This is a genomic window from Mesorhizobium sp. M7A.F.Ca.US.002.01.1.1, assembly GCF_004022955.1.
In the GTDB taxonomy this organism is placed as follows: Bacteria; Pseudomonadota; Alphaproteobacteria; order Rhizobiales; family Rhizobiaceae; genus Mesorhizobium; species Mesorhizobium ciceri.
The window spans coordinates 1-16,308 of record NZ_RZQE01000097.1; the positions used below are offsets into that span (position 1 = coordinate 1).

The window sequence follows — 16,308 nt, forward strand, 5'->3', positions numbered from 1 at the left end:
GCATCAACAGCCCCAACGGCTTCGCGGCCTCGGTCAGCGGCCGTTTCGACGAACAGAGCTTCGAGATCCGCCGCGCCGAGGTGAAGGCCGCCTATTCCGGCCTGCCTGTGTCGCTGAGCGCCAAATACGCCTTCATCCAGGCCCAGCCGCTGTACGGCTTCACCACCGACCGCCACGAGGTCACGCTTGGTGCATCCACGCATCTGGCCGAAAACTGGCGCGTCTTCGGCACAGGAACCTACGACCTGCAGCAGAGCCTGCTGGTCAAGGACGGCGTCGGCTTCGCCTACAACGATTCCTGCTTCACTTATTTGATGACCTACTCGCAGTCGCGCGATCTGAACACCAGGGAGGTGTCGCAGACCATCGGCTTCAATCTGTCGTTCCGCACCCTCGGCGATTTCGGCTCGTCGACCAGTGCCGTCGACACGATCCAGTAACAATCGGCGACATCGTTTCGCCGCATAGGGCTGGCACGGATTTCGCGCACCTGGAAAGATCAAATTGGGCGGGACCGGGATAGAATTGGGATGCCAACGATGAGGAAATACCTCTTTTCAGCAGGTTTCGCGTTGCTCGTGGCGGCGACGTCCGTGTCGATCACCGTAATGGCGCCGCCGGCTTTCGCCAGCGAGATCAAATACGTCGTCAACGACATTCCTGTCACCACCGGCGACATCGCCCATCGCGCCGCCTTCCTGAAGCTGCAGCGCAAGAAGGGCGATGCCGGCCAGGAAATGATCGACCAGACGTTGCGTATGGCCGAGGCCAAGCGGCTTGGTATCCGCATCAGCGACGCCCAGGTCGATGCCGCGTACCAGCGCTTTGCCTCGAGCAACAAGATGCAGCTCAGCCAGCTCGACGGCGTCATGGAGAAGTCGGGCGTCACTAAGAGCCACTTCAAGGAATTCATCCGCGCCCAGATGGCCTGGAACCAGGCCTTGAGCGCGCGCTACCGTTCCGGCGACGGCACCGGCGCCGTCAGCGAACAGGATCTCGTCAGGAAGATGCTCGAAAAAGGCGGCGCCAAACCGAGCGCCACCGAATACATGCTGCAGCAGGTCATCTTCGTGGTGCCGGCGGCTGAACGCAGCGCGACGCTGGGCAAACGCAAGCGAGAGGCCGACGCCATGCGCGCCCGCTTCAACGGCTGCAACACGACGCGCGAATTCGCCAAGGGCCTGATCGACGTCACCGTTCGCGATCTGGGCCGGGTGCTGGCGCCGCAACTGCCGCCGGACTGGGCCGAGCAGATCAAAGCTACCAAAGTCGGCGGTGCCACCGTCACGCGCGAAACTGAACGCGGCGTCGAATTCATCGGCATCTGCTCGTCGCGCGAAGTGTCCGACGACAAGGTTGCCCAGATGGCGTTCCAGGCCGAAGGCTCCGGCGGCGACAAGGATGCCGACGCGCTCAGCAAGAAATATGTCGACGAGCTGAAGGCAAAAGCCCGCATCGTCAAGCGCTGACGTGGGCAACGCAGTGACTGCGCTCGCGTTGAGCGCCGGCGATCCGTCCGGCATTGGGCCGGAGATCGCCATCGCCGCCTTCATGGCGCGTGAAGCTGCCGCCCTGCCCCCCTTCTACCTGCTCGCCGATCCGGCGCTGATCGCCTCCCGGGCGCGCCTGCTCGGCCTCTCGCTGCCGATCGCCGAAGCCACCCCGGCACAAGCGGCGCAGGTCTTTGCCCGCGCCTTGCCGATCGTTCCGCTGGCTGCAGGCTGCATCGACAGCCCCGGCCAGCCGGATCCGGCCAATGCGGCCGCCACCATCGAGGCCATCGACCGCGCCGTCGCCGATTGCCTTGCCCGCGAAGCCTCGGCCGTGGTCACCTGCCCCATCGCCAAGAAGCCGCTCTACGATGCCGGCTTTCGCTTTCCCGGCCACACCGAATATCTGGCGCATCTGGCGGCTCGGCACAGCGGTGTCGAGGCGATGCCGGTGATGATGCTGGCAGGACCCGACCTGCGCACCGTTCCCGTCACCATCCACATAGCGTTGGCCGAGGTGCCGAAGGCACTGACCACCGAACTGATCGTCGCCACCGCGCGCATCACCGCTGCCGACCTTGCCGGCCGCTTCGGCATCGCCAGGCCACGGCTGGCGATTGCCGGGCTCAATCCACATGCCGGCGAAGGCGGCGCCATGGGCCTCGAAGACGAGCGGATCGTGCGCCCGGCGGTCGACATCCTGCGCGCCGAAGGCATCGACGCTTTCGGCCCTTTGCCGGCCGACACGTTGTTCCATGTCCGGGCGCGGGCTGGTTACGACGCGGCCCTTTGCATGTATCACGACCAGGCGCTTATCCCGGCCAAGGCGCTGGCTTTCGACGAGGCGGTCAATGTCACGCTCGGCCTGCCCTTCATCCGCACCTCGCCCGACCACGGCACGGCCTTCGACATCGCCGGCAAGGGTGTGGCGCGGCCCGACAGCCTGATAGCGGCGCTGAAGCTTGCCCGGCGGCTGGCCGACACGAACACCAAGGCGGTTGCCGTATGAGATCTCGGGCATGAGCATCGACGGGCTGCCGCCGCTGCGCGAGGTGATCGAGCGGCATGGGCTGCAGGCGAAGAAGGCGCTCGGCCAGAATTTCCTGCTCGACCTCAACCTCACCGGCAAGATCGCCCGCACCGCCGGCGACTTGTCCGATGCAACCGTCATCGAGGTCGGCCCCGGTCCCGGCGGGCTGACCCGCGCCTTGCTTGCCAACGGAGCGCGCCAGGTGATCGCCATAGAGCGCGACGAACGTTGCCTGGCTGCTCTTGCCGAAGTGTCCGACCACTATCCCGGCCGGCTGGAGGTTGTTTCGGGCGATGCGCTGAAGACGGATTTCACGGGCCTTGCCAGTCGAGCGACCGGCAATGGCGGCCCGGTCAAGATCGTGGCCAACCTGCCCTACAACATCGGCACGGAGCTGCTGGTGCGCTGGTTGACCGTCAGCGACTGGCCGCCTTTCTACACCTCGATGACTTTGATGTTCCAGCGCGAGGTGGCCGAGCGCATCGTCGCTCCCGCCGGCAGCGACAGCTATGGCCGGCTGGGGGTCCTTGCCGGCTGGCGGACGGAGGCGAGGATCGCCTTCGACGTACCGCCACAGGCATTCACGCCGCCGCCAAAGGTCACCTCCTCGGTGGTGCGTCTTGTGCCGCGCCCGATGCCCCTGCCCACCGAGGTGAAGAAACTCGGCCGCGTCACAGAAGCCGCCTTCGGCCAACGTCGCAAGATGCTGCGGCAAAGCGTTAAGAGCCTCGGCGGCGAGGCCCTGCTCGACCGCGCCGGCATCGATCCGACACGCCGCGCCGAGACGCTCAGCGTCGAGGAATTTGTAAGGTTGACAAACGCGGTGTAAGAAGCTGCCGATCTGCCCCCTCGTGGGGGAGATTGGCGCTTCACCGCCTCAACCCGTCTTCTCGTCCAACAGTCCCGAGACGAAATCGAACAGGCCTGGCCGGCGGTCGCGTCTCAGCCGCTCGGCGACGACGATGCCGCGCACTTCGGCGAAGGCGCGGTCGAGGTCGTCATTGACGATGACGAAATCATATTCCTTCCAGTGCTCGATCTCGTTGCGGGCGTTTTTCAACCGCGTTTCGATCACCGCTTCCTGGTCTTCGGCGCGGCGCTTCAGCCGTGCCTTCAACTCCTTCATCGATGGCGGCAGGATGAAGATCGAGACGATGTCGGCGCGCATCTTCTCCTTGAGCTGCTGGGCGCCCTGCCAGTCGATGTCGAAGAGCATGTCGCGCCCTTCAGACAGCGCCAGTTCGGCAGGCTCGCGCGGTGTCGCATAGCAATTGCCATGCACCTCGGCCCACTCCAGCAGCGCGTCTGAATCACGAAGCCGCTCGAGTTCGCGCATCGTCCGGAAATGATAGTGGACGCCTTCGATCTCGCTGCCGCGGCGCGGCCTGGTGGTGACCGAGACCGACAGTTCGAGGCTGGAATCGCTTTCCAGAAGATTGCGCGCGATCGTCGACTTGCCGGCGCCAGACGGCGACGACAGGACGAGCATCAGGCCCCGGCGGCGAATGCGGGACCCCAAATCCTTGGCAACCATCGGCTACTCCAGATTCTGGATCTGTTCACGAAACTGGTCGACCACCGCCTTCAGGTCCAGCCCGATCGCGGTGATGGCGGCGGCATTCGACTTGGAACACAGCGTATTCGATTCGCGGTTAAATTCCTGTGCCAGAAAATCGAGCTTGCGACCGACCGCGCCGCCGCCCACCAGCAGTGCCCGGCCGGATGCGACATGCGTTTTCAGCCGGTCGATCTCTTCGCGAATATCGGCCTTGGTGGCCAGGAACGCGGCCTCCATGTGCAGTCGGGTGGCATCCAAATTGGCGGAAGCGTCCATCAGCAGCCTGACCTGCTCGGCGATGCGTTCCCGGATCACCGCGGTCTCGCGGGATGGATCCACTTCTGCCCGCAGCGTCAGCGCCTCGATTGTGTCGATATGACCCGACAGCAGCAAAGCCAGCGCGGCCCCTTCGCCCTGCCGAGCCTGTTCGAGCCCGTTCAAGGCCACTTCGAGCGCGGCCATGATCGCGGCATCGAGCGCAGCCCTCGCCTCCTCGGTTTCGACAGTCTCGGGAATGTCGAGCACGCCACGCAGCGAAAGCAATCCATCCGAGGTCGCCGCAGCAACGCCGAACTGCTCCTGCAGCCGCTTGGCGAGCCCAGCCAGGTCCTTCAGGAAGGCTTCGTTGACGACCGGCTGCGCCTGCGCGCCGACGGCACGGCCGATGGTCAGCGTCGCCTGAAAATTGCCGCGTGCAAAACGTTTCTGAAGTATCTGCCGGACAGCCGGTTCCAACCGCTCGAAGCCTTGCGGCAGCCGCAGCCGTACTTCGACGCTCTTGCCGTTGACGGACTTGACCTCCCAGGCGATCGAAGTGCCTTCGTGCTCGGCGACGGCACGTGCAAAACCGGTCATGCTCTGCAAATTCATATCGCCCACACGTCCCTGGCACATTGCCCCGAACCGGCTTTCCGGACAGAGCAAGTGCGGCTTGAAAATGACTGCGCAGGCGCGTCGAAATCGGACGCGCGGCGCTCTTGCAAATGTCAGGGCGTCGCCTGTCGGGCAACGCCTTTCTTCATTCTACTGGGCAGCGCCCGCGTCACCGCCGCTGTCGTCGGCACCGTCAGCCGGCCCACTGTCGGCCGGCCCACCGTCCGCCGGCTTGACGGCATCGCTGTCGCCGCCGCCGGTCGTCTTGGCGGCTTTGGCGACGTCATCCGCCTGCTTCTTCTGCAGAGCGCGATAGCGGGCGACATTCTCGTTGTGCTCGTCCAGCGTCGCGGCAAAGACGTGCCCACCGGTGCCGTCGGCGACGAAATAGAGGTCGTCGGTCTTCGATGGGTTGGCCACCGCCTCCAGCGCTGCACGACCCGGATTGGCGATCGGCGTCGGCGGCAAGCCGTTGATCACATAGGTGTTGTAGGGGGTCTGTTTCTGGATATCCGACTGGTAGATCGGCCGGTCCGCCGGCTTTCCCTTGCCGCCGAACAGCCCGTAGATGATGGTCGGATCGGATTGCAGGCGCATGCCCTTGGCAAGCCGGTTCAGGAAGACGGCGGCAACCCGTGAACGCTCGTCACCCTTGCCCGTCTCTTTCTCGACAATCGAAGCCAGCGTGACGAACTCCTCGACGTTGGCCAGCGGCAGGTCCGGCGCGCGCCGCTGCCAGACATCGTCAACCAGCTTCTTCTGATCCGCAAGCAGCTTGTCGACCATCTGCTGGCGTGTCGCGCCGCGCGTGAAGCGCAGCGTGTCGGTGGCGAGGCTGCCCTCCGGCGGCGTGGTTGCCGGCATGTCGCCGCTCAAGGCAGTCTCCTCGGCGATGCGCTGCAATGCCTGGTCGACAGTCAGTCCTTCAGGGATGGTCAGCGAATACATCACCGACTTGCCGCTCTTCAGAAGCTCCATGATATCGCGCATGGAAGCCCTGGGCTTGATCTCGTACTCGCCGGCTTTCAGCGCCGAATCATTGCCGAAGGCGCGCACGCCAAGGCGGAATACCCGGGCATCACTGATCAGTCCGCGGCGTTCGAGCTGGTCGGCGATATCCTGGACGCCGGTGTTCGGCTTGACCAGGAAGGTATCGCCATTAGCGGAGGGTCCGGGCTCGGTGAATTCCTGCTTGCCGAAATAGACCGCGACGCCGGCCGCCAGAACCACCAGCATCACCGAGGAGATGACGAAGTTCATGAACACGACGACCTGGCTGCGTGACGCACGCGAGCGCTTCGGCGGCGGCGTGCCGGCCTCTGGCCGCAACGCCTCGCTGGCCGTTTTCGGCACGATCGGTCCGGATGTTGCCGGCCGTTGCCCGAATTCTCCGTTGCCTGCCGGATTTGTGTTCATTTCGCCCTACCGTTTGATCGCCCAACGAATCCCCAGCGGCAGAGTAGAGGCGAATATGGCAAAATTGACGGCACGCCAAAGCGTCGCCCGGCAGCCGGACGATCAGCCATTGTAGCGCTGGAAGACCAGCGACGCATTGGTCCCGCCAAAGCCGAACGAATTGGACAGCGCCACGTCGATCTGGCGGGCGCGCGGCTTGTTCGGCACCAGGTCGATCGCGGTTTCGCGTTCGGGGTTGTCGAGGTTGATGGTCGGCGGCGCGACATTGTCCCTGATGGCAAGGATCGAGAAGATCGCTTCGGCGGCACCGGCCGCCCCAAGCAGATGGCCGATCGACGACTTGGTCGACGACATCGAGATCTTCGATGCGGCATTGCCGACAAGCCGCTCGACAGCGCCGAGCTCGATCGTGTCGGCCATGGTCGAGGTGCCGTGCGCGTTGATGTAGTCGACGTCGGCAGGCGTAAGCTTGGCCCGGTTGAGTGCCGCCGTCATGCAACGGAAGGCACCATCGCCATCCTCGGCGGGCGCCGTGATGTGATGCGCGTCGCCGGTGAGACCATAACCCGTCACCTCGGCATAGATCTTGGCGCCGCGCGCTTTGGCATGTTCGAGCTCCTCGAGCACGACAACGCCGGCGCCCTCGCCCATGACGAAGCCGTCGCGGTCGCGATCATAGGGGCGCGACGCCGTTTGCGGCGAATCATTGCGTTCCGTCGACAGTGCCCGGCATGCGGCGAACCCGGCGATCGACAGCCGCGTCACCGGCGCTTCGGCGCCACCGGCGACCATCACGTCGGCATCGCCCCACATGATCAGCCGGGCAGCATCGCCAATGGCGTGCGCGCCGGTCGAACAGGCCGTGACGACGGCATGGTTCGGGCCTTTCAGCCCGTGCCGGATCGAAACCTGCCCGGAGACGAGATTGATGATCTGGCCCGGGATGAAGAAGGGGCTGATGCGGCGCGGGCCGCGTTCCTTGAGGATCATCGCGTTCTCGGCGATGCCCTCGATGCCGCCGATGCCGGAGCCGATCAGGACGCCGGTGGCGCATTGCTCTTCATGCGTCTTGGGTTCCCAACCGGAATCCTTCAGCGCCTCGTCGGCGGCGGCAATCCCGTACAGGATGAAGTCGCCGATCTTGCGCAATTCCTTCGGCTCGAGCACGGCCTCGGGATTGAAGGTGGCATTGCTGCCGTCACCACGCGGAATGACATGGGCGATCTTGCAAGCAAGGTCCTCCACCTCGAACTCGGTGATGCGCTTGGCAGCGCTGCGGCCGGTCAGAAGCTCCTTCCAGCTGTGCTCGAAGCCCATGCCGAACGGCGACAGCAAGCCAAGGCCCGTGACGACGACACGCCTCATCGCAGGTCCTCCCCGGTGATGACTGCAGAAAGCGTCAGGCCGAAGCCTTGTCGATGTACTTCACGGCATCGCCGACGGTCAGGATGGTCTCGGCCGCGTCGTCGGGGATCTCGACGCCGAATTCTTCTTCGAACGCCATGACGAGTTCGACCGTGTCGAGGCTGTCGGCGCCCAGATCATCGATGAAGCTCGCCTGCTCCGTCACTTTGTCGGCATCGACGCCAAGGTGCTCGATGACGATCTTCTTGACGCGCTCTGCGGTGTCACTCATTTGGGCATCCTCGTCTTTTGTTTGTCTGTCTTCGTTAGCGGGCAGAATGCCGCTAATCAAGCTGAAAGATGGTCCTGCCGGAAACGCAACGACTACGGACCGATTTTTGCCCGAACCGCCGGGTTGCGGGCCGCATTACACGAAAAATAGCTGAGGTCCAAGCCGAAATGGTCTCTTTACACAACCCGCCGGCGTTGCTGCAGAACCTCGTTCAAATCATAGCCATGCCGCCATTTACGTGGATGGTCTGGCCGGTGACGTAGGCGGCTTCGTTGGAGGCGAGATAAGCGACGGCGGACGCGACTTCGACGCTGGTGCCCATGCGCCGCGTCGGGATCGCCGCCATGATCGCCTCTTTCTGCTTGTCGTTGAGCTTGTCGGTCATTGCCGATTCGATGAAGCCTGGTGCAACACAGTTAACTGTGATGTTGCGGGTGGCGATCTCCTGCGCCAGCGACTTGGAGAAGCCGATCATGCCGGCCTTGGAGGCGCAGTAATTGGTCTGGCCGGGATTGCCGGTCACGCCGACCACCGAGGTGATGTTGATGATGCGGCCATGGCGGCGGCGCATCATCGGATGGGTGAGTTCGCGGGTGAGCCGGAAAACGGCGGTCAGATTGACCTCGATCACGCTGTCCCAATCGGCATCCGACATGCGCACGAACAGCCCGTCCTTGGTGATGCCGGCGTTGTTGACCAGGATGTCGACGCCTTCGAGATCGGCCTCGGCTTTCTGGCCGAGCGCCTTGACCTCGTCACGGTTGGACAAATTGGCCGGGAACAGCTTGACCCGGTCGCCAAGCTCGCTAGCCAGCGCCTCCAGTTTCTCGACGCGGGTGCCATGCAGGCCGACGATCGCGCCTTGCGCATGCAGCATCCGGGCGATCGCCTCGCCGATGCCTCCCGATGCGCCGGTGACGAGCGCCTTGCGGCCAGTCAATTCGAACATTTTTGTCTCCTGATTGAGAAGAGAACACCCCTTTTGCAGGGAATGGGATCAAATGGGGCTTTATGCAAGCGCTGCTAGCGTTGCCTCGACCTCAGCCGCCGAGCCGACCGACGCAGTGGCGATGTCGCGGTTGATGCGCCGCGCCAATCCCGAAAGCACCTTGCCGGCGCCAATCTCGTAAAGCGTGGTGACGCCATTTGCGCCGAACCACTCCACGGTCTCGCGCCAACGTACGCGGCCGGTTATCTGCTCGACCAGGCGGCGGGCGATCTCGTCCGGATCGCTGGTCGGGCTGACCGTGACATTGGAGAGGACGGGAACGACCGGCGCATTCTTTGTCACACCGGCGAGTGCGTCGCGCATGACGTTCGCGGCCGGCGCCATCAGCGCCGAATGGAAGGGCGCGGACACCTGCAGCATCAGTGCGCGCTTGGCGCCTTTCTCAGTGCACAGTTTCGCCGCCAGTTCGACCGCGGCCCTGGCGCCGGAAATGACCAGTTGGCCGCCGCCATTGTCGTTGGCGATCTGGCAGACGGAGCCTTTGGCGGCTTCCGCGCAAGCGGCTTCGACATCGGCCTGTTCCAATCCGATGATCGCCGCCATGGCGCCCTCGCCGGCCGGCACCGCCGCCTGCATGGCATTGCCGCGGATGCGCAGCAGCCTGGCGGCATCGGCAACCGAAACGAAGCCAGCGGCCGCGAGCGCCGAATATTCGCCCAGCGAATGACCGGCGACATAGGCGACCTTGCCTTTCAGCGAGAAGCCGCGCGATTCCAGCGCCCGGATCGCGGCCAGCGACACCGCCATCAGCGCCGGCTGCGCGTTGGCGGTCAGCATCAACGTCTCTTCCGGCCCTTCCCAGATCAGCTTCGACAGGTTTTCGCCGAGCGCGTCGTCGACTTCCTGGAAAATTCTGCGCGCCTCGGGAAAGGCCTCGGCGAGATCCTTGCCCATGCCGACTGCCTGGCTGCCTTGTCCAGGAAAGGTGAATGCAACGGCCATGCGCGGGCTCCCAAGGGCTGGTTTTGCTTGCCTGATAGACGAGTTTTTCTTGCCTGTGACGCAAGGCAGGCCGCCAAGTCAAGCCCGGTTCGACCCTGCTCGACGGCAGCTTCATCCGCCGAGTGCCTGTTCCGAAAGGCTTTTTGGCGATCACTCCTGATGAAAACCGCTCACGATTCGTTTGCTGGCTCTTCTTATTTTGGCCACAGGCGCTAGCTTTGCGTGACAATTCCATGACAATCGAGTGACGTGCTTGTCGCTGGGTGGGGAAGTTAAAGTGGCAAAGAGTTACAAACGCGCCGGCAAGGCCGCGCCACAGTTCCTGGAAGACGACCCCTCCACCGGCTATCTGCCGGGCAGGAGATGGCCGGTCGTGCGCTATGGGCTGATCAGCCTGGCGATCGCCGCCGTCCTGGTGTTTGCCATCGAACTGATCGTGCGCGGCGACTTTGCCGGCACGGTCTCCTTCTTCCTGCAGCCGCTCAAGCCGGGCTGGACCACCATCGTCGTGTTCGCGCTGATCCTGATCGGCCTCGATGCGGTGCTGGGCCGCAGCCATCAGAGCCTGATGATCGTCGCGCCGCTGACGCTATCGCTTGCCTTCGTCGGCCACCAGAAGTCGCATTATCTCGGCGATCCGCTCTATCCGACCGATTTCCTCTATGCCCGCCAGATCTTTGCGCTGTTGCCGCTTTTGGTGCGCGACCGGCCGATGACCGCGCTCGCCATGGTCGTCGGCATCGTCGCCGGCCTGTCGCTGCTCGTCTATGGCTGGCGGATGTGGCGCCGCAAGGTTCCCGCACTCAGCCGCAAGGGACGCCTTGCGCGGCTGACGCTGGCAGTGCCGCTGCTCGCCTTCTTCGTTTCGATCATGGACTATGCCACCTTCTCCTGGACCAGGGACCGGTTGCAGATCATCCCGATCATGTGGGACCAGAAGGAAAACTATGCCTCCAACGGTTTTGCGCTGGCCTTTGCGCTCAATGTGCCGATGGCGCATGTCTCTGCGCCGCCGGGCTATTCCGACAAGGCGATCGCGGCGATCGCCAGGCCCGATGTGACCGCCTCGGTGCCGGCCGAGAAGCCTGACATCATCATCGTCATGAGCGAGTCCTTCTGGGACCCGACCAAGCTGCCCGGCGTCACCATCACGCCCGATCCGATCCCCAATGTGCGGGCGCTGCGCTCCGGCTCGATGTTCTCGCCGGAGTTCGGCGGCATGACCGCCAATATCGAGTTCGAGGCGCTGACCGGCTTCTCCAACGCGTTCCTGCCGGCCGGCAGCATCCCCTACCAGCAATATGTGCGCACGCCGACGCCGTCGCTGGCAACCTTCCTCAAGAGCCAGGGTTATCGGGCGCGCGCCATCCATCCGGGCACCAACTGGTTCTGGAACCGTGGCGCGGTCTACGCCGATTTCGGCTTCAACGATTTCAAGTCGGAAGAGACGCTGCCGCCAATGCAAAAGCGCGGGCCACTGGCATCGGATGCCGCGATGACCGACGAGATCATCAGCGAGGCCGACGCCAGCGAAGAGCCGGTGTTCTTCTTTGCGGTCAGCCTGCAAAACCACGGTCCCTACGAACCGAACCGCTATTACAGTCCCACGCACAGGGTGCAGGCGCCGATCAGTCAGTGGGCGCGCGAATCGCTGCTCAGCTACGCCGAAGGCTCAGCCGATGCCGATCGCGGTCTCGAACGCCTCGTCGAATGGGCAAAGACACGCTCCCGCCCAACCGTAATCGCCTTCTTCGGCGACCATCTGCCGCCGCTCGGGCCGGTTTATGTCGAAACCGGCTTCCTGAAGGACAATGTCGCGCCGCGCAAGGAAGCGTCGCCCGAGGCTGCCCTCGAGCATCATGAGACGCCGCTGGTCATCTGGTCGAACCGCACCGGGCCGGCTGAGCACATGGGCGCCGTCAGCCCGGCCTTCCTGCCCTATCATATCCTGAAGACGGCCGGCATCAGCCATCCCTACTACACCGGCTTCCTGGGCGAGATGAGCGAACACTACCGTGTCGTCGACCGCAATTTGCTGCTGACGCCGGCTGGCGAGGCCACGCCCGATTGGGCGCGGCAGAAGGAGATCGATCCGGCGATCCGCGATTTCCGCCTGCTGCAGTACGATATGATGTTCGGCAAACGCCACGCGGCGCCCGACTTCTTCCCCGAAACGGTCGACAAGATTGTCGCCGCGCATACGAGTTGAGGCCAGCGATTCCCTCGGAGCCTGCTGGTCCGTCTCGGTTCGCGTGTTCAGTTGGTCAATTGCAGCTTCGTGAAATTGTTGGCGATCTGAAGGAACACGTTCGGCAGTTTGGTCGGATCGTTGACGGCATAATAGTTGCTCGGATCCGAGGCGCAGGCGCTGTAAAGCGCACGGTTGGCTGCGGTGTCGGATTGCAGCACCATGGTGTAGATCTGCACGCCCTCGTTCTTCAATTGCGTGCAAACGTTTTTGGTCCAGCCGTCGACATTGCGCGCAGCGGTCGTCTGGTTGTCCGATCCGAAGCGGCCGCCAGCCAGATAGCCATAGGATGTGTAATCCGACTTTGTCGATTCTTGTTCGCTGGCGCCATAGACGACGTTCTCGCCGTCGGTGAGCAACAGCACTATCTTACTGATCCCAGGCGTCTTCCACGGCGCTCCGTCGGTGTAGGGCGCGGCAGGCGACAGCACGCGCATACCCCACGACAGGCCCTCGGAGACATTGGTACCCGAGCCATTCCACTCGGTCATCTGACTGGCCGCCTTGCGCAGCTTGTCGAAATCGTCGGTCAGGGGGACCACCGGGGTCGGACACGCACGGTTCGGGCCGACAGTGATGGGAGAGCCGATCTCGGTGATGAGTTCCTTGGCGGGCGCAACATATTTGGCGATCTTTTCCCTGGCATCCCTGTCATCGGGCGACAGAAGTTCAATGAGATTGCCGAGCAGGTTGCTGAGATCGATGCCCAGAATGTTGATGCCCGACTGGGCAAGCCTGGTTTTGTCGCTGACATCGTTGAGATAGGAGTTGTTGTAGTATTTATCCGAATTGCCATAGGAGCCAGACGGCTTCTGGGCGTCTTCGGGATCATCCGGCGCAAAGTAGGGCACGAACAGCGTGTCGGGCTTGGCCGGGTCGGGTGGCGTGTCGGAGATATTGTAAGCGCCTGGCCGCGCCTCGACGCAACCTTTCCATCCGGTGCCATTCCATCCGGCATCGGCCCATCCGGTCTTCTTGAGCTGTTTGAAAAGCGCCATGTGGTTCGGCCGCTTGCCGTAGATGACGGGAAAATTGACGCCGTTGGTTGAGGACTTGCCGTCCATGTCGATCCAGGACGGGTCGAAGCCGTCGCCATTGACGTTGACGGCCGTCACGAAAGGAACCAGCGAGGCGCGGATCTTGCGCGTTGGCGATTTCGCCGCTTCGAGCGTGTCGAGCAACGATTTTGTCGCCGTCCTCAGCGCCGTCATCCGCGCGCCGGCCATCGAGCCGGTGTTGTCCAGCACCAGCACGACTTCGAGCTGGTTGTTCGATTCGACCGCCGAGGCATCGACCACGATGTGCTTGCTGTCGCCGAACAGGAAGGCGAAGTTGAGATGGACGTCCGCCGAGGCAACCGCCTTGGTCTTGACGAAGTTGACGCCCTTGTCGACAGTCAACGTCGCCTGCGCATTGTCGAGCTCGCCATGACCGACGATGTTGGCCTGGAAATAGCGGTTGAAAGCGTCATTGCGGGTGATGTCGAGATCGCCAAGGTGCGAAGAAGCAAGGTTTGCCGAATCGAGAGCGTTCTGCAAATTGCTCTTGGCCCGCATAAGGGTCGAGACATCGGTTGCGAAAGCGACTGCCGTCAGGATGACCGGCAAACCCAGTCCCAGCACAAGCGTGAAATTGCCGCTCTTCGAGCGCCAGAATTTGTTGAGAAGCATCCTTACCCCCGGAAATGCTTGCCGCTTTTGCGCGGTTGTCCGGGCTTTTGCGCCTTCCATGATGAATCGACCGTTGACGGCCAGGCTTCAACTCCACACAACCTGCTGGTGTGGTTAAGACGTGGTTGCCGGAAACCACGACTCCGGCCGTTGCTGCTTCCCGATCGTCGCCTGCGACACACGGGAATGCCGCTTGCCCTTGCTTTGCGGCCGGATTGCTGTATAGACGCCCGCAATCTGCCGGTCCTTGCTGGGGGCTGAACGGAGGGCCGGAGGTTTTCAGAACCTTCGTGTGAAGCCGGAAGTGCTTCCGCCTCCCGTGTCTCCGCTCTCGACCGTCTCGTCATGCTCCTTTCTTCCCCCTGCCCCTTCGAGGGTTTGCGGGTCAGAGAAGTTGCAGAGGCTTTTGCCGCCGGGAACCGGGAGAGAAACGAAGAAAGGCATAAGACATAATGGCTCTTTACGAACATGTGTTTCTTGCCCGGCAGGACCTCTCGCAGCAGCAGGTCGATGCGCTTGTCGAACAGTACAAGGGTGTCATCTCCGCAAATGGCGGGTCCGTCGGCCGGGTCGAGAACTGGGGACTGAAGTCCCTCACCTACCGGGTCAACAAGAACCGGAAGGCCTACTACACGCTGATGGACCTGAATTGCCCGGCGGCCGCGCTCAACGAGATGGAGCGCCAGATGGGCCTGTCCGAAGACGTGCTGCGTTTCCTGACCATCAAGGTCGAGGCGCATGAGGAAGGCCCGTCGGCCATGATGCAGAAGCGCGAAGAGCGCTCGGAACGCGGCGGCTTCGGCGACCGTGACCGTGGCGATCGTGGTCCGCGTTCGTTCGGCGATCGTGATCGCGGCGACCGTGGCGATCGTCCGCCGCGCTCGTTCGGCGACGCCGGTGCCGATCGTGGTCCGCGCCGTCCGCGCGAAGGCTTTGAAGGGGGTGCAGAATAATGGTCGACATCAATCAGATCCCGACCCGGCGCCCGTTCCATCGCCGCCGCAAGACCTGCCCGTTCTCCGGCGCCAACGCGCCCAAGATCGACTACAAGGACGTGCGTCTGCTGCAGCGCTACATTTCCGAGCGTGGCAAGATCGTGCCGTCGCGCATCACCGCCGTCAGCCAGAAGAAGCAGCGCGAACTCGCCAAGGCGATCAAGCGCGCCCGCTTCCTCGGCCTGCTGCCCTACGTGGTTCGCTAATATCTCAAATGCGGGCGGTTCGCCGCCCGCTCTTCTCCCACGGCGACGGGCGCCGCAGGGTTGAACATCAAATCCCGGGTTGAGGTCAAAACCTCTAACTGCCGCACAGGCAGGACAGCGACACCAGCGCCAAAGGCGCTCAAGCTTCCTGACCTGTTCCCAAGACATTCGGCGCCGATCTCATCGATCGATTGGCGTCCAACCAAAGGAACAAATCCATGGACGTCATTCTTCTCGAACGCGTTTCCCGCCTCGGCCAGATGGGCGATACCGTCAAGGTCAAGGACGGCTTCGCCCGTAACTTCCTGCTGCCGCAGGGCAAGGCGCTGCGCGCCAACGAAGCCAACAAGAAGAAGTTCGAAGGCCAGCGCGCCCAGCTTGAAGCCCGCAACCTCGAGCGCAAGTCGGAAGCGGCCCAGGTCGCTGAAAAGCTCGACGGCAAGAGCTTCATCGCCGTTCGCTCCGCCGGCGAAACCGGTCAGCTTTACGGTTCCGTTTCGACCCGCGACATCGCCGATCTGCTGACGGCGGAAGGTTTTTCGATCAACCGCAACCAGATCCTGCTCAACCAGCCGATCAAGACCATCGGTGTCACCAATGTGGCGATCGCGCTGCATCCGGAAGTCGAGGTCACCGTCACGCTCAACATCGCCCGCACGGCCGACGAAGCCGAGCGCCAGGCCAAGGGCGAGACGCTGACCACCGCCGAAGCCATCTATGGCGACGACATCAACGACAACGCCCGGCCGGAGAACTTCTTCGATCCGAACACCGAGTTCGAAGGCGACGAAGACAACGCCTGATCACACGTCGCAAGCGATTGGAGCCATGGGGCTGATCACGACTTGACGCCAAGCTCCGATCACTTTGCCGTCATCCAGCCATGCTGGACCAATGCCCGGGCCTCGCGCCCGGGCATTTTTGTGCCAAATGGAACTTTTCGAACCCCTATATATTGTTGCAGACTATGGCGTCGCGCGTCCTTTGGCCGCGCAAAGCACGCTGTGCAACTTTGGTTCGGCGCAAGATCTCCGGCGAAATCGATCCCGATTTTCGCGGTCACGCGCCAAGGCAGCCTGTCTGGCCGAGAGGGGACATTTGGTCATGAATATTCTGTTGAAGCGCGTTCTCGACCGCTTGGTGCGCACCGGCAATCTTAGGGTAACCGGCCCCAAGGGCACGGCGGTGGTTTTCGGCGACGGCAGCGGCGAGCCGGTGCACATGCACATCAAGAC

Annotated in this window: 16 protein-coding genes and 2 pseudogenes; 10 read left to right on the top strand and 8 right to left on the bottom strand. The window is 63.2% G+C overall.

The annotated features are described in order from the left end of the window. From EN932_RS12660 to rsmA, 4 genes and pseudogenes are all read left to right on the top strand, one after another. Positions 1–440, top strand: a pseudogene (locus EN932_RS12660) (LPS assembly protein LptD); the annotation flags it as partial. Positions 441–530: 90 nt separating this feature from the next. Beyond that, a complete protein-coding gene (locus tag EN932_RS12665; protein WP_024504313.1) occupies positions 531–1,469 on the top strand; it encodes a peptidylprolyl isomerase in 939 nt (312 codons plus the stop codon). A 1-nt stretch (position 1,470) separates the two neighbouring features. Further along, positions 1,471–2,499 (top strand): 4-hydroxythreonine-4-phosphate dehydrogenase PdxA, encoded by a 1,029-nt coding sequence (gene pdxA / locus EN932_RS12670; RefSeq protein WP_127384835.1) that lies wholly within the window; start codon positions 1,471–1,473, stop codon positions 2,497–2,499. A gap of 10 nt (positions 2,500–2,509) precedes the next feature. Beyond that, the gene (gene rsmA / locus EN932_RS12675; protein ID WP_128368858.1) at positions 2,510–3,349 is read left to right on the top strand and encodes a 16S rRNA (adenine(1518)-N(6)/adenine(1519)-N(6))-dimethyltransferase RsmA; all 840 of its coding nucleotides are present in this window, start codon (positions 2,510–2,512) and stop codon (positions 3,347–3,349) included. A 48-nt stretch (positions 3,350–3,397) separates the two neighbouring features. On the opposite strand, the gene gmk is transcribed toward rsmA, so the two are convergent. The 3 genes from gmk to mltG all read right to left on the bottom strand — a co-directional run bounded on the left by gmk (position 3,398) and on the right by mltG (position 6,211). Beyond that, positions 3,398–4,054, bottom strand: a complete 657-nt coding sequence (gmk, locus tag EN932_RS12680) for a guanylate kinase (protein WP_127384836.1) — start codon at positions 4,052–4,054, stop codon at positions 3,398–3,400. 3 nt (positions 4,055–4,057) lie between these two features. Further along, a complete protein-coding gene (locus EN932_RS12685) occupies positions 4,058–4,948 on the bottom strand; it encodes a YicC/YloC family endoribonuclease (RefSeq protein WP_013532513.1) in 891 nt (296 codons plus the stop codon). Between the two features lie 153 nt (positions 4,949–5,101). After that, positions 5,102–6,211, bottom strand: a complete 1,110-nt coding sequence (gene mltG / locus EN932_RS12690; protein ID WP_245268565.1) for an endolytic transglycosylase MltG — start codon at positions 6,209–6,211, stop codon at positions 5,102–5,104. Between mltG and EN932_RS38855 the strand changes: the two genes are divergently transcribed. Then, a complete protein-coding gene (locus EN932_RS38855; RefSeq protein ID WP_244514282.1) occupies positions 6,210–6,482 on the top strand; it encodes a hypothetical protein in 273 nt (90 codons plus the stop codon). The two genes, mltG and EN932_RS38855, sit on opposite strands and share 2 nt — an antisense overlap. Here the strand turns inward: EN932_RS38855 and fabF are convergent. From fabF to fabD, 4 genes are all read right to left on the bottom strand, one after another. Further along, entirely contained in the window at positions 6,470–7,732 is a 1,263-nt protein-coding gene (gene fabF / locus EN932_RS12695) for a beta-ketoacyl-ACP synthase II (protein WP_013532515.1), read from the bottom strand. The genes EN932_RS38855 and fabF overlap by 13 nt on opposite strands. Before the next feature lie 34 nt (positions 7,733–7,766). After that, complete coding sequence (locus tag EN932_RS12700; RefSeq protein ID WP_006203723.1) at positions 7,767–8,003, bottom strand: acyl carrier protein; 237 nt, start codon at positions 8,001–8,003, stop codon at positions 7,767–7,769. A 211-nt stretch (positions 8,004–8,214) separates the two neighbouring features. Further along, positions 8,215–8,952: a 3-oxoacyl-[acyl-carrier-protein] reductase gene (gene fabG, locus EN932_RS12705; RefSeq protein ID WP_013532516.1), complete on the bottom strand. Its 738-nt coding sequence runs from the start codon at positions 8,950–8,952 to the stop codon at positions 8,215–8,217. A 60-nt stretch (positions 8,953–9,012) separates the two neighbouring features. Continuing rightward, complete coding sequence (gene fabD, locus EN932_RS12710; RefSeq protein WP_013532517.1) at positions 9,013–9,954, bottom strand: ACP S-malonyltransferase; 942 nt, start codon at positions 9,952–9,954, stop codon at positions 9,013–9,015. 277 nt (positions 9,955–10,231) lie between these two features. Between fabD and EN932_RS12715 the strand changes: the two genes are divergently transcribed. After that, on the top strand, positions 10,232–12,163 hold the full coding sequence (locus tag EN932_RS12715) for an LTA synthase family protein (RefSeq protein WP_024504319.1): 1,932 nt from the start codon (positions 10,232–10,234) through the stop codon (positions 12,161–12,163). Positions 12,164–12,210: 47 nt separating this feature from the next. Here EN932_RS12715 and EN932_RS12720 read toward each other — a convergent pair whose 3' ends face one another. Further along, positions 12,211–13,872, bottom strand: coding sequence for a pilus assembly protein (locus tag EN932_RS12720; RefSeq protein WP_127384837.1), 1,662 nt, complete (start codon positions 13,870–13,872; stop codon positions 12,211–12,213). A gap of 452 nt (positions 13,873–14,324) precedes the next feature. Between EN932_RS12720 and rpsF the strand changes: the two genes are divergently transcribed. The 4 genes and pseudogenes from rpsF to EN932_RS39710 form a co-directional block, all read left to right on the top strand. Further along, positions 14,325–14,825, top strand: coding sequence for a 30S ribosomal protein S6 (rpsF, locus tag EN932_RS12725; RefSeq protein ID WP_013532520.1), 501 nt, complete (start codon positions 14,325–14,327; stop codon positions 14,823–14,825). Next, a complete protein-coding gene (gene rpsR / locus EN932_RS12730; RefSeq protein WP_006203718.1) occupies positions 14,825–15,073 on the top strand; it encodes a 30S ribosomal protein S18 in 249 nt (82 codons plus the stop codon). The genes rpsF and rpsR overlap by 1 nt, the downstream gene beginning before the upstream one ends. Before the next feature lie 218 nt (positions 15,074–15,291). After that, entirely contained in the window at positions 15,292–15,876 is a 585-nt protein-coding gene (rplI, locus tag EN932_RS12735) for a 50S ribosomal protein L9 (RefSeq protein WP_013532521.1), read from the top strand. A 301-nt stretch (positions 15,877–16,177) separates the two neighbouring features. Beyond that, positions 16,178–16,308, top strand: a pseudogene (locus EN932_RS39710) (SAM-dependent methyltransferase); the annotation flags it as partial.